General features: G+C 74.3%; 15 protein-coding genes. 9 read left to right on the plus strand and 6 right to left on the minus strand.

What is annotated here, in order from left to right; all coding sequences use genetic code 11:
* Window positions 1-19 precede the first annotated feature (19 nt).
* The gene (locus ACZ466_RS25885; RefSeq protein WP_378284381.1) at window positions 20-637 is read right to left on the minus strand and encodes a TetR/AcrR family transcriptional regulator; all 618 of its coding nucleotides are present in this window, start codon (window positions 635-637) and stop codon (window positions 20-22) included.
* Window positions 638-807: 170 nt separating this feature from the next.
* Between ACZ466_RS25885 and ACZ466_RS25890 the strand changes: the two genes are divergently transcribed.
* On the plus strand, window positions 808-1,299 hold the full coding sequence (locus ACZ466_RS25890) for a GNAT family N-acetyltransferase (RefSeq protein WP_378284380.1): 492 nt from the start codon (window positions 808-810) through the stop codon (window positions 1,297-1,299).
* Window positions 1,300-1,333: 34 nt separating this feature from the next.
* Here the strand turns inward: ACZ466_RS25890 and ACZ466_RS25895 are convergent, their stop codons facing one another.
* Complete coding sequence (locus ACZ466_RS25895; protein WP_378284379.1) at window positions 1,334-1,798, minus strand: hypothetical protein; 465 nt, start codon at window positions 1,796-1,798, stop codon at window positions 1,334-1,336.
* A 617-nt stretch (window positions 1,799-2,415) separates the two neighbouring features.
* On the opposite strand from ACZ466_RS25895, the gene ACZ466_RS25900 reads away from it, so the two are divergent.
* Together ACZ466_RS25900 and ACZ466_RS25905 are read left to right on the plus strand one after the other, a co-directional pair.
* Window positions 2,416-3,033, plus strand: a complete 618-nt coding sequence (locus tag ACZ466_RS25900; protein ID WP_378284378.1) for an HAD family hydrolase — start codon at window positions 2,416-2,418, stop codon at window positions 3,031-3,033.
* A gap of 203 nt (window positions 3,034-3,236) precedes the next feature.
* The gene (locus ACZ466_RS25905; protein ID WP_378284377.1) at window positions 3,237-3,632 is read left to right on the plus strand and encodes a cold-shock protein; all 396 of its coding nucleotides are present in this window, start codon (window positions 3,237-3,239) and stop codon (window positions 3,630-3,632) included.
* A 67-nt stretch (window positions 3,633-3,699) separates the two neighbouring features.
* Here ACZ466_RS25905 and ACZ466_RS25910 read toward each other — a convergent pair whose 3' ends face one another.
* Window positions 3,700-5,208: an MFS transporter gene (locus ACZ466_RS25910; RefSeq protein ID WP_378284376.1), complete on the minus strand. Its 1,509-nt coding sequence runs from the start codon at window positions 5,206-5,208 to the stop codon at window positions 3,700-3,702.
* 311 nt (window positions 5,209-5,519) lie between these two features.
* Between ACZ466_RS25910 and ACZ466_RS25915 the strand changes: the two genes are divergently transcribed.
* Both ACZ466_RS25915 and ACZ466_RS25920 read left to right on the plus strand, forming a co-directional pair.
* A complete protein-coding gene (locus ACZ466_RS25915) occupies window positions 5,520-6,290 on the plus strand; it encodes a DUF3027 domain-containing protein (RefSeq protein ID WP_378284388.1) in 771 nt (256 codons plus the stop codon).
* 13 nt (window positions 6,291-6,303) lie between these two features.
* The gene (locus ACZ466_RS25920; RefSeq protein ID WP_378284375.1) at window positions 6,304-9,489 is read left to right on the plus strand and encodes a sacsin N-terminal ATP-binding-like domain-containing protein; all 3,186 of its coding nucleotides are present in this window, start codon (window positions 6,304-6,306) and stop codon (window positions 9,487-9,489) included.
* 23 nt (window positions 9,490-9,512) lie between these two features.
* On the opposite strand, the gene ACZ466_RS25925 is transcribed toward ACZ466_RS25920, so the two are convergent.
* Window positions 9,513-9,776: a DUF2530 domain-containing protein gene (locus tag ACZ466_RS25925; protein ID WP_378284374.1), complete on the minus strand. Its 264-nt coding sequence runs from the start codon at window positions 9,774-9,776 to the stop codon at window positions 9,513-9,515.
* Between the two features lie 144 nt (window positions 9,777-9,920).
* On the opposite strand from ACZ466_RS25925, the gene ACZ466_RS25930 reads away from it, so the two are divergent.
* From ACZ466_RS25930 to thpR, 4 genes are all read left to right on the plus strand, one after another.
* Complete coding sequence (locus tag ACZ466_RS25930) at window positions 9,921-11,432, plus strand: NCS2 family permease (RefSeq protein WP_378284373.1); 1,512 nt, start codon at window positions 9,921-9,923, stop codon at window positions 11,430-11,432.
* 226 nt (window positions 11,433-11,658) lie between these two features.
* Window positions 11,659-12,126 carry a MarR family transcriptional regulator gene (locus ACZ466_RS25935; RefSeq protein ID WP_378284372.1) on the plus strand — a complete coding sequence of 156 codons (468 nt, stop codon included), beginning with the start codon at window positions 11,659-11,661 and terminating at the stop codon, window positions 12,124-12,126.
* Between the two features lie 122 nt (window positions 12,127-12,248).
* Complete coding sequence (locus ACZ466_RS25940; RefSeq protein WP_378284387.1) at window positions 12,249-13,496, plus strand: MFS transporter; 1,248 nt, start codon at window positions 12,249-12,251, stop codon at window positions 13,494-13,496.
* Window positions 13,497-13,624: 128 nt separating this feature from the next.
* Window positions 13,625-14,200: an RNA 2',3'-cyclic phosphodiesterase gene (gene thpR / locus ACZ466_RS25945; RefSeq protein WP_378284371.1), complete on the plus strand. Its 576-nt coding sequence runs from the start codon at window positions 13,625-13,627 to the stop codon at window positions 14,198-14,200.
* An 18-nt stretch (window positions 14,201-14,218) separates the two neighbouring features.
* Here the strand turns inward: thpR and ACZ466_RS25950 are convergent, their stop codons facing one another.
* A complete protein-coding gene (locus ACZ466_RS25950; RefSeq protein ID WP_464043967.1) occupies window positions 14,219-16,279 on the minus strand; it encodes a hypothetical protein in 2,061 nt (686 codons plus the stop codon).
* Window positions 16,280-16,372: 93 nt separating this feature from the next.
* Window positions 16,373-17,371 carry a hypothetical protein gene (locus ACZ466_RS25955; RefSeq protein ID WP_378284369.1) on the minus strand — a complete coding sequence of 333 codons (999 nt, stop codon included), beginning with the start codon at window positions 17,369-17,371 and terminating at the stop codon, window positions 16,373-16,375.
* Between the last annotated feature and the right edge of the window lie 718 nt (window positions 17,372-18,089).

Raw genomic sequence — 18,089 nt, forward strand, 5'->3', positions numbered from 1 at the left:
GGGTCGGGGACGGCCCAGGTCAGGTGGCTGGAGTCCGCTCCAGGTTGACCAGGCCGAGACCCAGCCGTGCCCAGCTCGACACGAACCGCTTCTCGTCGATGCGGGTGGGGGGCTCGTACATCGACTCGTTGGCGAGCCAGTAGTTCACCACCGCGCCGCCCAGGACCGAGGCGACCGCGGGCCAGTCCTCGTCGATCCCCTCGAACTCCGGCTGCTGGGACAGCCAGGTCGCGATGCCGTCGTACAGCGGGTTGACGATCCCCTCGCGCATCTCCGCCACCAGGTGCGGGAACTGGTCGAGGTCGCGGAACAGCACCCGGATGAGGTCCTGCTCCTCGCGCATCTTCGCCAGCCCGGCCTGGCAGGTCATCCGCAGCCGGATCTCCAGCGGCCGGTCCTCGTAGGTGGTGGCGTGGTCCAGCACGTCGCTGATCTGCCGCCGGGTGCGCTCGATGTGCTCGCGGATGGCGGAGGCCAGCACCTCCTCCTTGGAGCGGAAGTGCCGGTACAGGCCGCCCGCGCCGGGCGACAGCCCGGCCGCGGCCTCGATCTCCGCGACCGAGGTCGCGGCATAGCCCCGGTCGGCGAACAGCCGCAGGGACTCGCTCACGATTCGGTCGCGCGTGGATCTGGTCATGGTCGTGTGTTCCTCCGCAAGAACAGTAAGGCATCACCGACCGAGGTTCTGGACCGCCCGCCTCGGCGCGCCCGAATTCGTGATGCGTCTCGCACCGGGCGGCGGACGGCTAAAGTCGGTGGCGCTCGCGCCCCTGTCGCCGGAATGGGGCGTTGTCGGAAGGGTCGACGATGTTCGTAACTCCGCGGAAGGGGGGTCGGGGGGCCTTCCTGCCGGAGGACTTCGTCGTCCCGACCCTCGTCGCCGGGCCGCGGTTCCGGATCCGCCCGATCACCGTCCACGACGTCGTGAAGGACTACGGGGCGGTGCTGGGCAGCCTGGAGCGGCTGGAGGGCCGGTTCGGCCCCGAGTGGGGCTGGCCGGACAAGGAGTTCACCTTCGAGCAGGCGCTGATCGACGTGGCCTGGCTGCAGAAGGAGGGGCAGCTGCGGCGCTCGTTCAGCTACGTGGTGATGACCCCGGACGAGGAGCGGCAGCTCGGCCGCATCCACGTCGCCCCCTCGGACAAGCCGTCCGCCGACGCCGTCGTGGTGTTCTGGGTGCGGGCGGACGAGGAGGACTCCAGCGTGGAGAAGGAGCTGGAGGAGTTCGTCCGGGAGTGGGTCACGACGGCCTGGCCGCTCGAGACCGTCCGCTTCCCGGGACGCGACCTCCGGGACTGACCGGAGACCGCGCCCGCGACGAGGCCCCGGGGCGTCAGTCCAGGCGGCGGACGAGGCCGACGACGATCCGGCCGATGATCAGGTAGACGAGGGCGGCCAGCCCGTAGTTCACGACCACCTCGATCTTGGGGTCGGCGGGCTGGAAGACGTCCCGGAACTGCCAGGCCAGGCCCTCGGCCCGGTCGCCGGCCGTGCGGACCAGGTCGTTGGCCGTGTTGGCCTCGAACACCACGAACACGATGTGCACGGCCAGCACCAGCACCACCACCGTCGTGATCACGGAGAGGGCGGTGGCGAGCGCGGCGGCGGCGCGTTTGCGGGCGGCCTTGAGGTTCCGGGACGGCGGTCGTCCCATCCGTGAGCCGCGGCGGTGCGACGCCGCGCCCTGGTTTGCCCCGGCGGCGACTCCGGGGTCGGTGGCCGTGCCGGTCTGTGCGGCCGGGGTTTCGGGGGGTCCGCCGGGCCCCGTCGCCGGGGGTCGGTCGCGTTCGTCGGCCATGGCGCCCTCTTTCTCCGATTCGGGCGGGTCACTGAGATCGGTCACCCGAGTGCGTTTCGCGTTTCTGTTTTGCCGGGGTGCCGCGTTGTCCGGGGGACGGGTGGTGCACCGGCCGCGGCGGTCCTTGGAAGTCCGCTGGCACTTTCGAGGTCCGCGTTTTCCCTGGTCGTGTGGTTCGTAGGCGAAGGTACGGGTATATCGGCACCAAGGAACGCATGTTTCAGACAGCCGGACGATCCAGTTCCGGCCGGTAGAAAAACGAACAGCGTTCGCGCAGCACGCGCAATGGACTCCCGCGCTCTCCTACTCGGATCCCGTCGCATCGCCACTACCGGGGGAGCGCGGGTGCGCGTGCGCATAGAGGCGGAGGCCGACCTTGTGGGCGCAGCGGCGGAGGCCGACCTTGTGGGCGCAGTGGCGCCCGCGGCCGTCGCGGCCCGGCGCCGCCTCTTCTCCGGACGGTCCGCCCGGCGGTGCTTCCACCCGCCGGTCCACCCGCATGGCAAATCCGCCATAACTATCCCTTTACCCTGTGGAACGTGCTGGAGCCAGATGCGACGCGATGTGCCGTGCCCGGACCCGGACCCCGGGGCGCCGCCGGTCCGGGGTGGTCCGCGGTGGGGTTCGATCTCGACCTCACCCTCGCCGACACCCGGACCGGGATCAGCGCGGTCTACGCGGCGCTCGCCGCCGAGACCGGCGTCGCCATCGACACCGACGCGGTCGTGACGCGCATCGGGCCGCCGCTGGAGGTCGAGCTGGCGTACTGGTTCCCGGCCGCGGAGGTCCCGGCGATGGCCGACCGGTACCGCGCCCTGTACGCCGGAATCGCCGTCCCCGCGACCGTCGCGATGCCCGGCGCCGCCGAGGCGCTGGAGGCGGTCCGCGCCCGCGGGGCCAGGGTGGTCGTGGTCTCCGGCAAGAACCAGGTCGACACCGAGCGCACCGTCCGGCACCTCGGGCTGCCCGTGGACGAGGTCGTGGGCGGCCTGTTCGGCACGGAGAAGGGCGCCGCGCTGCGGCTGCACGGCGCGGGCGTGTACGTCGGCGACCACACCGGTGACGTGGACGCCGCCCGCGCCGCCGCCGCGACGGCCGTGGGCGTGGCCACCGGGCCGTTCGACGCCGACGCTCTCACCGCCTACGGGGCCGATGTCGTCCTGCCCGACCTGCTGGCCTTCCCGGAATGGCTGCTCGGCGCGTACGGCGCGGACACCGCGGCCCCGGCCGGCTGATCCCGAGTCCGCGGCGGACGCGTCCGCGCCCTTGCGAAAACGCCCGTTACGGTGGATATTCGGGTGCCGTTCCGGCCGCGCGCCGATAGCTTCTGTCCAGTCGGCTCGCAGGGGGTCGCCCATCGTCACCGCCATGTTCACCGCCTCGTGGCGAGGCACTAATCTTTAGCCCAATTCAGGACGAGAGCTAAACGAGGTCTCCCGTGCCCACTGGCAAGGTCAAGTGGTACGACGCCGACAAGGGATTCGGCTTCCTCACCCGCGATGACGGCGGTGAGGTCTTCGTGCACTCCTCCGCGCTGCCCGGCGGCGCGTCCACGCTCAAGCCGGGTCAGCGCGTGGAGTTCGGCGTGGTCGAGGGAAGGCGCGGGCAGCAGGCGCTGTCGGTGCGGGTTCTGGAGACGCTGCCGTCGGTGGAGAAGTCGGTGGCCAAGGCCCGCCGCAAGAAGCCCGACGAGATGGTGCTGATCACCGAGGACCTCATCAAGCTGCTCGACGGGATCTCCAACACCTACCGCAGGGGCAAGCACCCCTCCCCGGCCGAGGCCAAGAAGATCGCCACCGTGCTCCGCGCGGTCGCCGACGACCTGCACCCCTGATCGCCGCCGGCGGCGCGCCGGCTCTCCGGAGCCCTGGCGCGCCGTCCACGCGGCTCCGGGACGGGTGTCAGGCGCGGATCTCGGGGCTGGTGCCGGCCGCCGGCGCCGGGCCGGACGGCCGTCCCGCCGAGTCCTGGGCGCGCGCGGTACGGGAGCGCCGGGCCCGCCGGGCGTCCCGCGAACTGCGGATCAGCAGCGCGGCCAGGGCCAGCGCCAGCGCCGCCGCGACCGCCGACATCGCGATCCGGCCGCTCGCCACGATCGACAGGCCCAGCCCGAGCAGCCCGCCGAGCACCCAGACGAGCTGGTGCAGGGTCTCCGAGACCGCGAACGTGGAGGACCGCACCTCCTCGCCGATCTCCCGCTGCACCACCGCGTCCATCGACAGCTTGCCCAGGGACTGGCCGAGGCCCGCCGCCGCCGCGACGCCCAGCGCCGCCCACAGCCCGAACAGCACGGCCGCGGCCGCCGCCGTCGCGGTGACGAACGCCAGCGTGCCCAGGACGATCAGGCGCGGGGCGCGGGCCTTCATCCAGGCGCCGAGCGCGGTGCCGGCCAGCCCGCCGGCCCCGGCGGCGCCCGCCAGCAGCCCCAGCGCCACGTTGCCCGCCACCTGTTCGAAGGACTCCTCGCGCAGCAGGAACGCCAGGTAGAGGATCAGGAAGCCGGAGAAGGCGCGCAGCGCCGCGTTCGCGAGCATCGCCTCGGACACCACCGGGCCCACGCGCGGCAATGTCCGCCATGCCCTCCCTCTCCGCTTCCGCGGCCGATCGCCGTCCGGCACCCCGCCCGCCCCGGAGGGTTCGGCGGCCTCGGCGGTTTCGGTGGTGTCGGTGGTTTCGGGGGTGTTGTCGGGGACGTCGATCTTTCTGGGGAGGCGCATCGTGAGGATCACGCCCGCCAGGAACGTCGCCGTCGCCAGCCGCAGCAGCCAGTCCGTGCCGACCAGGACGCCCAGACCGGCCACCACCGGGACCGTGACGGTGGCGGTGATCAGTCCGGCGAACGCCGCCCGCGCGTTCGCCGTCACCAGCGTGATGCCGTCCGGCAGCACCCGGGGGGTCACCGCGGCGCGCAGCACCCCGAACGCCTTGGACAGCACCAGCACCCCGAACGCGGCGGGCAGGAAGGTGACCTCGTCGCCGTGCGGCACCGCGGCCGCCATCCCCCAGCACAGCAGCCCGCGGGCGGCGAACGTGCCGGCGATGGCGTACCGGCGGGCATGCCGCATCCGGTCCAGCACGGGCCCGATCAGCGGCGCGACCAGCGCGAACGGGGCCATCGTGACCAGCAGGTACAGCGCGACCTGGCCGCGCGCCTGCGCCACGTCCAGGCCGAAGAACAGCGTTCCGGCCAGCGCGACCGCGACCATCGCGTCGCCGGCCGAGTGGACCGCCGTGGACTCGATCAGCGTGCCCAGCCCGCTGCGGCCCGCGCCCTGGGCGTTGGCGGCGCGGCGGGTGAACCCGCCGGCGCGGCGGGCGGCCCGCCCGGTGGACCGTGCCACGCGGGCGGCGCCGCGCGCGCCGGAGCGTACGGAACGCCCCACCGCGTCGGCCCCCGCCCGTAGTCCCATCCGGCTGATCCCTCCCCTGGACCGCCCGGGCCGTCCAGCGGGACGACCTGGGCGCATGATGAACACTACGTTCCCGCCGTTGCCCCGCCCTCACTCCCGGAGAGCCCCCGATCGGCGCGGTGCGGCGGCGGCGGAAACCGGCCTGGGACGGGCGGTGGCGCGGAAGCGGTGGGTGGCGTGCGCGGCCATGTCGTTCCATGGGTGAGAATTGGAGTGTGAGCCCACTCCGTCAGCCCAGCGCCGAGCGTTCCGGTACGCGCACCGGCGCCGCAAGCACCACCACCGGGTCGGCCCGCCGCACCCGTACGCCCGTGGTCGACCCCGCCTGCGCGGGCGCCGTCGATCTGGCCCGGGAGGCGGCGGAGGAGACGGCCCGGCCGACTCCCGTGGGCGAGCATCTCGGCCTGCGGGCCGAGGCCGACCGGGTGGTCACGCACTACTTCACCTGCCTCGACCCGGCCTACCGGGGGTGGCGCTGGGCGGTCACCGTGGCGCGGGCCTCCCGCGCCAAGCTCGTGACGGTCGACGAGTGCGTGCTGCTGCCGGGCGACGACGCGCTGCTGGCGCCCGAGTGGGTGCCCTGGCTGGAGCGGCTGCGGCCGGGCGATCTCGGCCCCGGCGACCTGCTGCCGACGCCGTCCGACGACGTCCGGCTCGCGCCCGGGTACACGCAGGTCGACGACGGCACCGACCAGGAGACGCAGTGGGAGCTGGGCCTCGGCCGTCCCCGCGTGCTGTCCCGGGAGGGCCGCGACGAGACCGCCTCGCGCTGGTACGACGGGATCGCCGGGCCGCGCGCGCCGATCGCGATGTCGGCCCCCGCCCAGTGCTCCACCTGCGGGTTCTTCATGTCGCTTGCGGGCGAGCTGCGGCAGATGTTCGGGGTGTGCGCCAACGAGTACGCGCCCGACGACGGCCGGGTGGTGTCGGCCGACCACGGCTGCGGGGCGCACTCGGAGGCGGTGTCGATCCCGGCGGCGTCCGAGCACGGCCCGCCGGTGATCGACGAGCTCGGGTACGACATCGTCCCGGCCGGTCAGATCCGGGACACCGAGGCCGAGGAGGCCCTGGGCCACAGCTGACCGGCGGAATGTGGTGAAGATCACTGTGACCGGTGCCGAGGCGGCCGACGGCGCGGCCGAGAGCGATCCGTTCGCGACGGGCGCGATCCGGGAGCGGGTGCTGCGCGCCTGGACGGAGTCCCCTGCGCGGTTCCGGGAGGACGCCAACACCGAGGAGGACCACGCCCTCGGCGGCTACCGCGACCGGGTCGTCGTCGAGCTGGCGCAGAACGCCGCCGACGCCGCCGTGCGCGCCGGGGTTCCGGGCCGTCTCCGCCTGATCCTGGACACCGCCGCCGGTTCCGCTGCCGGGGCGGGGCACGGGGTGCTGACGGCGGTCAACACGGGTGCGCCGCTGGACGCGGCCGGTGTCGAGGCGCTGTCCACGCTGCGGGCCTCCGCCAAGCGCGACGAGGCCGGATCGGTCGGACGGTTCGGGGTCGGGTTCGCGGCGGTGGTGGCGGTCGCGGACGCGCCGTCCATCGCTTCCGGGGCGGAACGGGTTCCGGCCGGGGTGGAGTGGTCGCTGGAGCGGGCCCGCGCGCTGGTGGCGGGCATCCCGTCCCTGGCCGGGGAACTGGAGCGGCGGGGCGGGCAGGTGCCGCTGCTGCGCCTGCCGTTCGCCGTGCCGCCCGGCGCGCTGCCGGAGATCCCCGAGGGCTTCGACACGGCCGTGCGGCTGCCGCTGCGCGACGGGACGGCGGCGGCCTCCGTGCGCGCCCAGCTCGACCAGGTCGGCCCGGCGCTGCTCCTCGCGCTCCCGGCGCTGCGCACGGTGGAGATCGAGATCGACGGGGCGCCGGTCCGCACCCTCACCGCCGCCCCGGCCCCGGCCGAGGGGGCGCTCGGAACGGTGGTGATCGACGGGGTCCGCTGGCGCACGGTGGAGGCGCACGGCACGGCCCCGCCCGAGCTGCTGGCCGACCGGCCCGTCGAGGAGCGGGCCCGTCCCGCCTGGCAGGTGCGGTGGGCCCTGCCGGAGGGCGGCGCCCTGCCGGACGGGCTGCCCGCCGTCGTCCACGCCCCGACGCCCAGCGACGAGCGGCTCGGCCTGCCCGCGCTGCTGATCGCCTCGTTCCCGCTGGCCCCCGACCGCCGCCATGTCGCCCCCGGCCCGCTCACCGACCACCTGGTCGAGCGCGCGGCGGCCGCCTACGTGGATCTGCTGCGCGGGCTTCCGGCCGCCCCGGCCCTGCTCGACCTGGTGCCCGGCCCGGTGGCGGCCGGGGAGCTGGACGCCCGCATCCGCCGCGCCGTCCTCGACCGCCTGCCCGAGGTGCCGCTGCTGCCCGTCGCGGGCGACCACGACGATCTTGAGGGGGAGCGGGCGCGGGCGCGGGGCCGTGACGCGGTGGTGGTGGACGGCGCCACGCCCGCGCTCCTCGATCTCCTCGCGGACGAGGAGGGGAAGGGGGCCGAGGTCGTCCTGCCCGGCCTGCTGCCCGTCGGATGGCCCGTACGGCATGCCGCCCTCACCGCCCTGGGCGTGCGCCGCGTGGAACTGGCCGACGTCGTCGACGAGCTGGCCGCCCTCGACCGGCCGCCCGCCTGGTGGCGCCGCCTGTACGAGGCGCTCACCGGCGCCTCCGCCGACGCGCTGGGCGCCCTGCCCGTCCCGCTGGCGCCCGACGACGTCCACGGCGGGGGCCGCGTGGTGCGCGGGCCGCGCGGGCTGCTCATCGCCGCCGACGGCGTCGATCCGTCCGGGCTCGGCGGGCCGCTGGGGCTGCGCTTCGTCCACCCGGAGGCCGTTCACCCGCTGCTGGCGCGGCTCGGGGCCGTGGAGGCCGGGCCGCGCGCCGTGCTCGGCGACCCGGCGGTGCGCGCGGCCGTGGAGGGGTCCTTCGAGGCCGACGACCCCGACGAGATCGCGGCGGCCGTGCTCGGCCTCGTCGCGGCGGCGCACCTTGACCCGGGCGAGGCACCCTGGCTGGCGGAGCTGGCGCTGCCCGGCGCCGACGGCGATCTCTACCCGGCCGGGGAACTGCTGCTCCCCGGCAGCCCGCTGCGCGAGGTGATGGCGGACGACGCGCCCTTCGGCATCGCCCCGGACGACCTCGTCGAACGGTGGGGCGCGGACACCCTCGCCGCCGCCGGGGTCCTGGACGGCTTCGCCCTCGCCCGCGCCGAGGACGTCGACCTGTTCGCGCTGGCCGACCTCGACGAGTCCCACGACCTCGACGGCGAGGACGGGTGGGCCGAGGACGCCCTGGCCAGGCTCGGCGGTCCGCAGGACCTCCCGCCCCAGGTCGCCGAGTTCCAGGCGGTCCGCGATCTCGAACTCGTCGCCGGGTGGCCCGCGGCGCTCCGGCTCCTGACCGGTCCCGACCTGCGGGCGGCGGTCGTCCGGCCCGCCCACGTCACCGTTCACGACGGGCGGCGCGTGGCCGTGCCGTCCTATACGGCGTGGTGGCTGCGGCGCCACCCCGTCCTGGACGGGCGCCGTCCCGGAGAGTTCCGCCTGGACGAGGGCGACGACCTCCTCGCCGGGCTGTACGACCCCGTACCGCAGGACGCCCCCCACGACCGCGAGCTGCTCCTCGCCCTCGGCGTCCGCACTTCGCTCGCCGACCTGCTGGACGAGCCCGGCGGCGCCACTGAACTGCTGGAACGCCTGGGGGACCCGTCCCGGACGGTCTCCCGCGCGCACCTGAGCGCCCTGTGGACGGCCCTGGCCGACACGGCCGCCGTCCAGGAGGGGGACGCCGTCCCGGAGGCGCACGAGCCGCCAGAGCGCGTCCGGGCGATCGTGGACGGCCGGGTGGAGGTGGCCGACGCCGCCGACGCGCTCGTCCTGGACCGGCCCGACCTGCTGCCGCTGCTGACCGGCCAGCCGCTGGTCATCGCCTCCGCGGGCCACGCCGGACCGCTCGCCGCCCTCCTCGACCTCCCCCTTGCGAGCGAGGAGGTCTCCGGCGCCGTCGAGACCGGCGGCGGCGCGGTGACCCGGCCGGTGCCCGACGCGGTACGGGCCGTGCTGCCGGAGGCGCCCGCCGCCTACACCGCCCACGAGACGCGCACGCTCGTCGTGGACGGCCAGCCCGTCCCCTGGTGGTACGGCGACGACGGCGAGATCCACGCGGACGGCCCCTGGGGCCTGGCCCGCGCCCTCGCCTGGGCCACCGGCCGCTGGGAGGACCGACTGCAGGCCGAGGCGCTCCTCCGGGACCCGGGCACCCTCCCGACCCTCCAGGCGGAAGCCGACCTGGAAGACCGATAGGCCCGCCCGGCCCGGCGTTCGCGTCAGTCCTCGGAACGGGTGCGGCGGGCGGCCCGGTCGGCGGCCTCCCGGGCGCGGGCGGACTGGAGGCGCGGGACGTACCAGGTCCCGAAGGCGCCGATGGCGATCCCGACGCCGCACACCCACAGCCACCAGCGGTCGGGCTCGGGAAGCCCGACGATCAGCAGCACGACCAGCGCGATCGCCCACCCGGCGGTGCCCGCCAGGGCGATGCGGACGTCGTTGGTCCGCATCGGCGGCGGATCGGGTCGGCGCTCACGGGTCATGCCGATCAGATTAGTCGGCGGCCCCGGGCGGTCCGCGCCGACGTTCCGCGTGTCACCGGGAGGTGAACGGCTTATCGATCCGTTGCCATATCGGTGCCGATCAGGGGGTTCACCTGGGGCCGCCCGGTCTGCCACTCTGCGCCCGTGACGGTTGACGACGAGCAGAAGCAGCCCCCGGCCGCCGGACTGGACCGATTCTTCAAGATCTCCGAGCGGGGATCGACCGTGGGCCGCGAGGTCCGCGGCGGCCTGGCCACGTTCTTCACGATGGGCTACATCGTGGTCCTCAACCCGCTGATCCTCGGGACGGTGGCCGACGACGACGGGCAGTTCCTCGGCGACCTCACCGAGCCGGGCGCGGCGATCCCGCTGGTGGCGGCCGCGACCGCGCTGGTGGCCGGGGTGCTCACGCTGCTCATGGGGGTGGTCGGGCGCTACCCGTTCGCGATGGCCGCCGGGCTCGGGCTGAACGCCGTGGTGGCCTTCAGCATCGCCTCCGGCATGTCGTGGGAGGACGCGATGGGCATCGTCGTCCTCGAGGGCCTGATCATCATGGTGCTGGTGCTGACCGGGTTCCGGGTGGCGGTGTTCCGGGCCATCCCGGCCGGGCTGAAAACGGCGATCGCGGTCGGGATCGGGTTGTTCATCGCGCTGATCGGGTTCGTGGACGCCGGTTTCGTGCGGCGCATCCCGGGCGAGATCGGCGCGTCGTCGGTGCCGCTCCAGCTGGGCGACTCGGGGAGCCTGTCGGGGTGGCCGACGCTGGTGTTCGTGGTCGGCCTGCTGCTGACCGCGCTGCTGGTGGCCCGCAAGGTCAAGGGCGCCATCCTGATCGGCATCGTGGCCACCACCGTCTTCGCGATCGTGGTGGAGGCGCTGGCCAAGGTGGGACCGTTCAACGCGGGTCCCGGCCCGGGCGGCAAGCCGCGCATCAACCCCGACGGCTGGCAGCTCAACGTGCCGGAGCTGCCCGACAAGATCGTGGGCACCCCGAACCTCACGCTGCTCGGCGAGTTCAGCCTGTTCGGCAGCTTCGAGCGGGTCGGGATCACGGCCGCGCTGCTGTTCGTCTTCACGATCATGCTGGCCGACTTCTTCGACACGATGGGCACCGTCGTGGGCGTCGGCGCCGAGGGGAAGATGCTCGACCGGGAGGGGAACCTGCCCGGCATCCGCAACGTGCTGCTGGTCGACTCGGTCGGCGCGGCGGGCGGCGGCGCGGGGTCGGTGTCGTCCAACACCACCTACGTGGAGTCGGCCGCCGGTGTCGCCGAGGGCGCCCGGACGGGGCTGGCCAGCGTGGTCACCGGGCTGCTGTTCCTGATCGCGATGTTCTTCACGCCGCTGGTCCAGATCGTGCCGTTCGAGGCGGCCACGCCCGCGCTGGTGGTGGTCGGGTTCCTGATGGTGACGCAGATCCGGCACATCGACATGGACGACTACGACGTCGCGCTCCCGGCGTTCCTCACCATCGTGCTGATGCCGTTCGCGTACTCGATCACGGTCGGCATCGGGGCGGGCTTCATCAGCTATGTGGCGATCAAGGCGGCGCGGCGCCGGACCGCCGAGATCCACCCGCTGATGTGGCTGATCGCGGCGCTGTTCGTCGTGTACTTCGCGCTCGACCCGGTCAAGAAGCTGCTCGGCGTCGGCTGACGCCGGCCACGCACGCCGGACCGCCGGACCGCGGGCCGGCGCGCTGCGGAAACGGCGTGCCGCGGGGTGGCGTGACGGCGGGTGCGGCATGGCACGATGGGCGCAGCGGTCCTACCAGCGATCGGAGGGTGAAGTCGCGCGCGTTCGCGCGTATTGCCGGCGAACCGTCGCGGAATACTCAAACGCGGCGTATCGTTAGCAAAAGCAATGACTTCTGCGAACGACCATGAGCACGCCACCGAATCCGCGCCACACCCGGGGCAGGGCCCCGGCTCTGGCCGAAGACCTGCGCATCTCGATCGCCCGGCTGTCGCGCCGCCTGCGCACCCTGAGGGCACCCGGCGCCGAGGGCGCCGGGCCGCTCTCGCTCACCCAGTTCGCCGCGCTCGCGGCCATCGAGCGGCACGGCTCGATGACGCCGAGGGAACTGGCCGACCACGAGAAGGTGCAACCGCCCTCGATGACCCGGGTGATCGCCTTCCTGGAGGAACAGGGCCTGGTGGTGCGCAGCCCGCATCCGACGGACGGCCGCCAGGTGGTGCTGAGCGCCACCGAGCAGGGCCGCGCGCTGCTCTGGGAGGAGCGGCGCCGCAAGGAGGCGTGGCTGTCCCGCCGCCTGGACGAGCTGACCCCGGACGAGCGGGAGATCCTGCGCAAGGCCGCGCCGATCCTGGACAAGATCAGCCGGGCCTGACCGCCCCGCCGTCCGCCGCCGAGGCCACCGAGGCCGAGGCCGAGGCCGTCGCCGTCGCGACCGACTCCGCCGAGGCCGCTCCCCAGGTCCCGGACGAGGACGGCGGCGCGGCGACCGGGGGCATGTTCCGGTCGCTCCGGACGCGCAACTACCGGCTGTTCGCCACCGGCCAGGTCGTCTCCAACACCGGCACCTGGATGCAGCGGGTCGCCCAGGACTGGCTCGTCCTGGACCTCACGCACGGCAGCGGCACCGCCCTCGGCATCACCACCGGCCTCCAGTTCCTGCCGATGCTCCTGTTCGGCCTGTGGGGCGGGGTGATCGCCGACCGCTACCCCAAGCGCCGGGTGCTCATGATCACCCAGGTCGCGATGGGGCTGCTCGCCCTGATCCTCGGCGTCCTGGCCATCACCGGCACCGCCCAGGTCTGGCACGTGTACCTGCTCGCCTTCGGGCTGGGCCTGGCCACCGTCGTCGACAATCCCAGCCGCCAGTCGTTCGTGGTGGAGATGGTCGGCAAGCGCGACCTGCCGAACGCCATCGCGCTCAACAGCGCCACGTTCAACGGCGCGCGGCTGGTCGGCCCCGCCGTCGCCGGCGTGCTGATCGCCTGGCTCGGCACCGGGCCGGTGTTCCTGCTGAACGCCGCCTCGTTCGGCGCCGTCCTGTTCGGCATGTACCTGATGCGCGAGAGCGAGCTGCACGCGTCCGAGCCGGTCAAGCGCGCCAAGGGGCAGCTGCGCGAGGGCCTGCGCTACGTGCGCGGCCGCCGCGACCTGATGCTCGTGCTCCTGCTCGTCGGGTTCGTCGCCATGTTCGGGATGAACTTCCAGATCACCATCGCGCTGGTCGCCCGCGAGGTCTTCAAGACCGGGGCGTCCTCGTTCGGACTGGCCTCCAGCATGCTCGCGCTCGGCGCGCTCACCGGGGCGCTGCTGGCCGCCCGCCGCGCCACCCGGCCGCGGCTGCGGGTGCTCGTCGGCGCCGCGATCCTGTTCGGGGCGCTGGAGATGCTGACCGGGCTGATGCCGTACTACTGGTCGTTCCTGGTGCTGCTGGTCCCCACCGGCATCGTGCTGATGACGTTCACCACCGCCGCCAACTCAACCCTCCAGCTGACCGTCGCGCCGGAGATGCGCGGACGGGTGATGGCGCTCTACATGTTCGTGTTCCTCGGCACCAACCCGCTCGGGGCGCCCATGGTCGGCTGGATGGCCGAGCAGTTCGGGCCGCGGCTGAGCATCGTCCTGGGCGGCCTGATCTCGATGCTCGCGGCGTCGGCCGTGGCGCTGCTCGCGGTGCCCCGCGGCGGGCTGCGTCCAGCCCTGACCCGCGCCCTGCGCCGCCGTCCCGCCAACTCGGAGGCATGACCGGCCCCGGGGGCGGCGGCGGTCCCCGGGGCGTCGTTTGTGTTACCGGGGGTCGACGACCGGATGCACCCGCGTGACAAACCGTCGGCCCTGCGAAAGGCTGGTCGCGTGGTTTCCCGGACGTTCACATGAGGCTCTTCGTGGGGCTCGTACCTCCACCGGACATCCTCGACGAGCTCGACGAGTTCCTCGCCCCGTACCGGCCCGGCCCGTCCGACCTGCGCTGGATCCGCCGGGAGCTGCTGCACGTGACGCTGACCTTCCTCGGCGAGGTCGACGACCGCACCCTGGAACGGCTGCTGCCGCGCCTGCACCGGGCCGTCGCCCGGCACGAGCGGCTGACGCTCTCCCTGGCCGGGGTCGGCGCCTTCCCCGGCAACGGCGCGCACGCCCGCGTGCTGTGGTCGGGCCTGTACGGCGACCGCCGCAAACTGGCCAGGCTGGCCGCCTCCACCTCCGCGGCGGGACGGCGCGCCGGGACCCCGCCCGACAAGCACCGCGCGTTCCGGCCCCACCTGACACTGGCGCGTTGCCGCGTCCCGGTCGACGTGCGGCCGCTGCTGGAGCCGATGTCGGCGTTCGCCGGCAGCTCGTGGACGGCCGACTCCGTCCACCTGATGGAGAGCAGGCTGCCCGCCAAGGGCCGCACCCAGGTCGAGTACGAGTCGATCAAGACCTGGTCGCTGCGCGAACCCAAAACCTGAACCGAACGCGGGGACGCCTCACAGCTCGGGGGGCGGCGGCGCGGGACGGTCGGCGTCCGGCGGCCCCCACGGCAGCCCGTACCGCTCGCAGGCGCGGCGCAGCTCCTCCAGGTCGGGCGGGAACCCCACCTGCCGCAGCACCCGGCCCGCCGGGCTCCACACCACCAGCCGCGGCATCCGGTCGGCCGACTCGTCGATCCCGACGCCGCCTACCCGGTCGCGGGTGAGGTCCCACTCCACCCGGCCCCGCCGCGTGACCACCGCCAGCCCGGCCGTGGACACGCGCAACTGGGCCCGGTTGCGGTCGTACAGCCAGTAGCCGCCCAGCCCCGCCAGCACCCCGGCCGGCATCGTCCAGCTCGCCGTCACCGCGAACCCGCCCAGGTCCGGGCCCAGCCAGACCGCGCCCAGCACCGCGATCATCTCGCACAGCAGCACGCTCACCAGGTACGTGCCGATCCGGGAGCGGCGGGTGGCGTCCAGGAGAGCCCCCGGAGCGCTCACCGGACTCTGCCGCGTCTCCGTGCCCGTCCCGGACTCCGCGTCGGCGGTCTCGGCCCTGCCCCGGCCCGCCCGTCCACCGGCTGCCACCGGCGCCGGCTCAGGGTCCGACGACAGCGTCGCCACCGCCGAGTGGAACGCGGCGCTGAGGTAGGCGTCGTACTCGGCGTCCGTCACCGGCAGCCCGGCGCGCCGCGCACCCTCCCGCAGATCGGTGCGCGAGATCCGCAGCGCCGACAGCGGCGCGGCGAAGAACTCCTCGCCGTCGGCGTCGTACAACCTGACCCAGGCGTGCCCGGCGATGGTCAGCAGCTCGATCCCGCCGATCCGGTCCTCCGGCATCCGCAGCACCACGTCGCCCGCCGCGTCCGCCCAGCCCAGGCCGCCGTCGGCGACCACCAGCCGGCCGCCCGGCACCTGCGCGAAGATCTCCGGCAGCCCCTCCAGGCCGTACTCGGGGGTGCGCGGCGGCCGCGCCCCGGGCGTGACCACCCGCAGGCCGTGGTCGTCGAGGGCGTGCGCGAGCTGGAAGGCGTCCAGGCCGTGCGCGGGCAGCCGGGCGATCATGCGCAGCCGGTGGTCGAACGCCAGCACCGCCGGATCGGCCCGCCGCGGCTCCCCGGTCAGCGGATCGGGCCGCAGCCCGGGCCCGACGACCAGCGCGGCGATCCGCTCGGCCGGCAGCGTCACCGGACGGCGCCCCGCCCGCACCTCCAGGCCCGCGGCGGAGATCGTCCAATCGGTCCTCGTGGCGCGCAGCAGCCGCCGCCGCGCCGCCAGCATCCCCGCGATCGCCGCCAGCGCCCAGCAGCCCGCCGCCAGCCGGGCCCCGAACCCGTCGGTGCCCTCCAGCGCGGTCCGCACGATCATCACGGCCCCCAGCGCCCCGCTCAGCGCGCCCAGCAGCGCGATCCGGCGCCGGCTGGGCAGCGGCTCGGGCGTCGCCAGCCGCACCTCGCCCGGCCCGCCGCCGTCGTCCGAGGGCGGCTCGTGCGCGGCGGCCAGCAGCTCCGCCTCCTGGTCGAGCAGCCGCTGCTCGGCGACATGGTGGCGGGGCAGCCCCAGCACCGCCGCCGGATCATTGCCCGCCACCGCGAGCGCGTCGGCCGACGCCGGGTCGGCGAGGTCGGTCGCGTCGCCGTCCAGCAGATGGATCGGGACGCCCAGCCGCCGCGCCGTCACGAAGAACGGCAGCGGCTCCATCCCCATCGAGTCCAGGCTCCCGACCGCCGTGCGGCCGAACTTGTGGACGACCGTGAGCACCCCGTCCCCGGTCGTGATCGCCAGGCTCTCGATCCGGGACCGCTCGTACCGCACCATGGTCAGCCCGCCCGGCCCGATCCGCTCCAGGCCCGCCCCCGACAGCCGCCAGTACGGCCGCGGCCGCCTCCGGCGGGCCTCCGGCGCCGCCCCCAGCAGCCACGGCACCGCCACCACCGCCGCGATCAGCAGCACCCACAGCCACACCGGCTGGATCGGCAGCAGGGCCAGGACCACCGCCGCCGCGGCGAACGGCCCCGCCGCCACCGGGCGCCACCGCCCGCCCGGCCCGCGCAGGCCCACCAGCTCATGCTCCACAGTCCGCATCCTCACACGGGTTCGGGCAGGCCCGTCCTCTCCTCGTCACGATCCGACCGCGACCGCACTCATTTGCCGCCCGGAGGTCAGGTGTCATGATCTCCTGCGCACGAGCAGGAAGCCCAGCCCCCCGGCCACCGCCAGCGCCGCGATCAGGCCCAGGCCCGCGGAACTCGAGTCGCGCCGATCGTCCCCGCCGTCGCCGTCCCGCGCCGCCGCGGGCGACGGACTCGGCGGCAGCGCGCTCTCCGGCAGCGGCACCTGGTAGACCCGCTGCCGGGCGCCCTCCGACCCCGACAGCAGCGAACGGCCGTCCGCCGAGTAGGTGATCGACTCGCCCTGCTCCTGCGAGGGCAGCCCCACCGAGGTCAGCGACCGGCCTGGACGGCCCTTCCCGTCCACCGTGTAGACGCGCGCGCCGAGATACGTGCGGATCACGCACGTGCGGCCGTCGGGCGAGAAGGCCCCGTCGGTCGCGAACGGCGGACTGTCGGCCACCTTGCGGAGCAGGTTGCTGCCACTGGTGCTGAGCCGCGCCGGGGCCTCGTACACCGCGCCGGTGAACAGCTTGCTGGCGACGTACAGCCGGTTGGTCCGCGGATTGATCATCATCGTCTCGGCGTTGCGCGGACCGTCCTCGTACTTGAAACGGAACGCGGTCGCCTTCAGCGTGCGGGTGCGCAGCGTCTCCGGCTCTGGGATGCGGTAGACGGTCACGTACGGCCAGGCGCCGCCCAGGTTGTCGCCGATGTCCGCGACGTAGATGGCCGGCCGGCCCCGCTCGTCCCGGCCCACCGCCATCGCCTCCCAGTCGCGGGCGCCCGCGCCTCCCAGCGTGAGCACGGCCCGCGTCCGCCCGTCCGGGCCCAGCGCGAAGACCTGCGCGACCCCGCCGGAGTCGTTGTGGGTGTAGGTGACGCCCGGATGCCGGCGGCTCACCGCGAGCCCGCTGGACTCGGTGATCCGGGGATCGGACACGGTGAAGGCGACCTTGTCCTCGTCGGCCGCGGCCGGGACCGCGAACCCGGTACAGGCCCCGAACACCGCACAGGCGGCACCGGCCCGCCCGAGCCGGGAAGGAAGCGGCGACATCCCCTGATCATCCCCCGTTCCCCACCCACCCGATCACGCGCGTCAGCCGAGCAGCGCACCGAGGACCACGGCCAGGATCAGCGCGGTCAGCACGGTCGGAAGCAGCCAGCGAGGCGCACGGTTCACGGATCCGAGCTTATTCGGCCGCACACCCCACTCGAACCGCCCCCAGCCCCACCGAACCGCCCCTCGCTCCACTCGCCCCGCACCTTTGGGACTCCCGCCCCAAACCCCAAGGCAGGACGCCCCGCCCCCCACCAACCCCGTAACGACAAGCAGAAGCCAAGCCCACAAATGGCGCCGAAGCCCACCCCCGCCAGCGCCACCCCGGCAGTTCATGGACAGCCTGTGGAAGCCGCACTGGCCCCGGCCACCGGCACCCCGCCCCTCAGCCCGGTCGGCCCGCCGCAGCGTCGCGGCACACAGCCGCCACAAGTTGCCCCGGCGCGGCCTCCTGCGCGGCCGACGCTGACCCGGTCGTCTACCTGGAGGGCGCGTCGGTCGATGACTGTGCGGATCTGCTGATGACGACCGAGCTGATCGGTACGGCCGGGAACGGGGAACGCGCCCGCCGGGATCGAGCCGACTGCCCGGGATCGGTTGCGGTTGCGGCCAATGACCGAACGGTCTCGTGTAGAGCCGTAGCGCACGGCCTGCAAGAGCTACCGAGGAGAGGGGCTCCCATACGTGAGTTCAACCGGGCGGCAGCGCTCGCGCT

This window comes from Actinomadura rugatobispora, from assembly GCF_055379765.1.

What these genes read in the sequence shown, in the direction of transcription:
- ACZ466_RS25885 (WP_378284381.1), bottom strand. Translation starts at nt 637, where the DNA reads ATGACCAGATCCACGCGCGACCGAATCGTGAGCGAGTCCCTGCGGCTG.
- ACZ466_RS25890 (WP_378284380.1), top strand. Translation starts at nt 808, where the DNA reads ATGTTCGTAACTCCGCGGAAGGGGGGTCGGGGGGCCTTCCTGCCGGAG.
- ACZ466_RS25895 (WP_378284379.1), bottom strand. Translation starts at nt 1,798, where the DNA reads ATGGCCGACGAACGCGACCGACCCCCGGCGACGGGGCCCGGCGGACCC.
- ACZ466_RS25910 (WP_378284376.1), bottom strand. Translation starts at nt 5,208, where the DNA reads ATGGGACTACGGGCGGGGGCCGACGCGGTGGGGCGTTCCGTACGCTCC.
- ACZ466_RS25925 (WP_378284374.1), bottom strand. Translation starts at nt 9,776, where the DNA reads ATGACCCGTGAGCGCCGACCCGATCCGCCGCCGATGCGGACCAACGAC.
- ACZ466_RS25935 (WP_378284372.1), top strand. Translation starts at nt 11,659, where the DNA reads ATGAGCACGCCACCGAATCCGCGCCACACCCGGGGCAGGGCCCCGGCT.
- ACZ466_RS25940 (WP_378284387.1), top strand. Translation starts at nt 12,249, where the DNA reads ATGTTCCGGTCGCTCCGGACGCGCAACTACCGGCTGTTCGCCACCGGC.
- thpR (WP_378284371.1), top strand. Translation starts at nt 13,625, where the DNA reads ATGAGGCTCTTCGTGGGGCTCGTACCTCCACCGGACATCCTCGACGAG.
- ACZ466_RS25955 (WP_378284369.1), bottom strand. Translation starts at nt 17,371, where the DNA reads ATGTCGCCGCTTCCTTCCCGGCTCGGGCGGGCCGGTGCCGCCTGTGCG.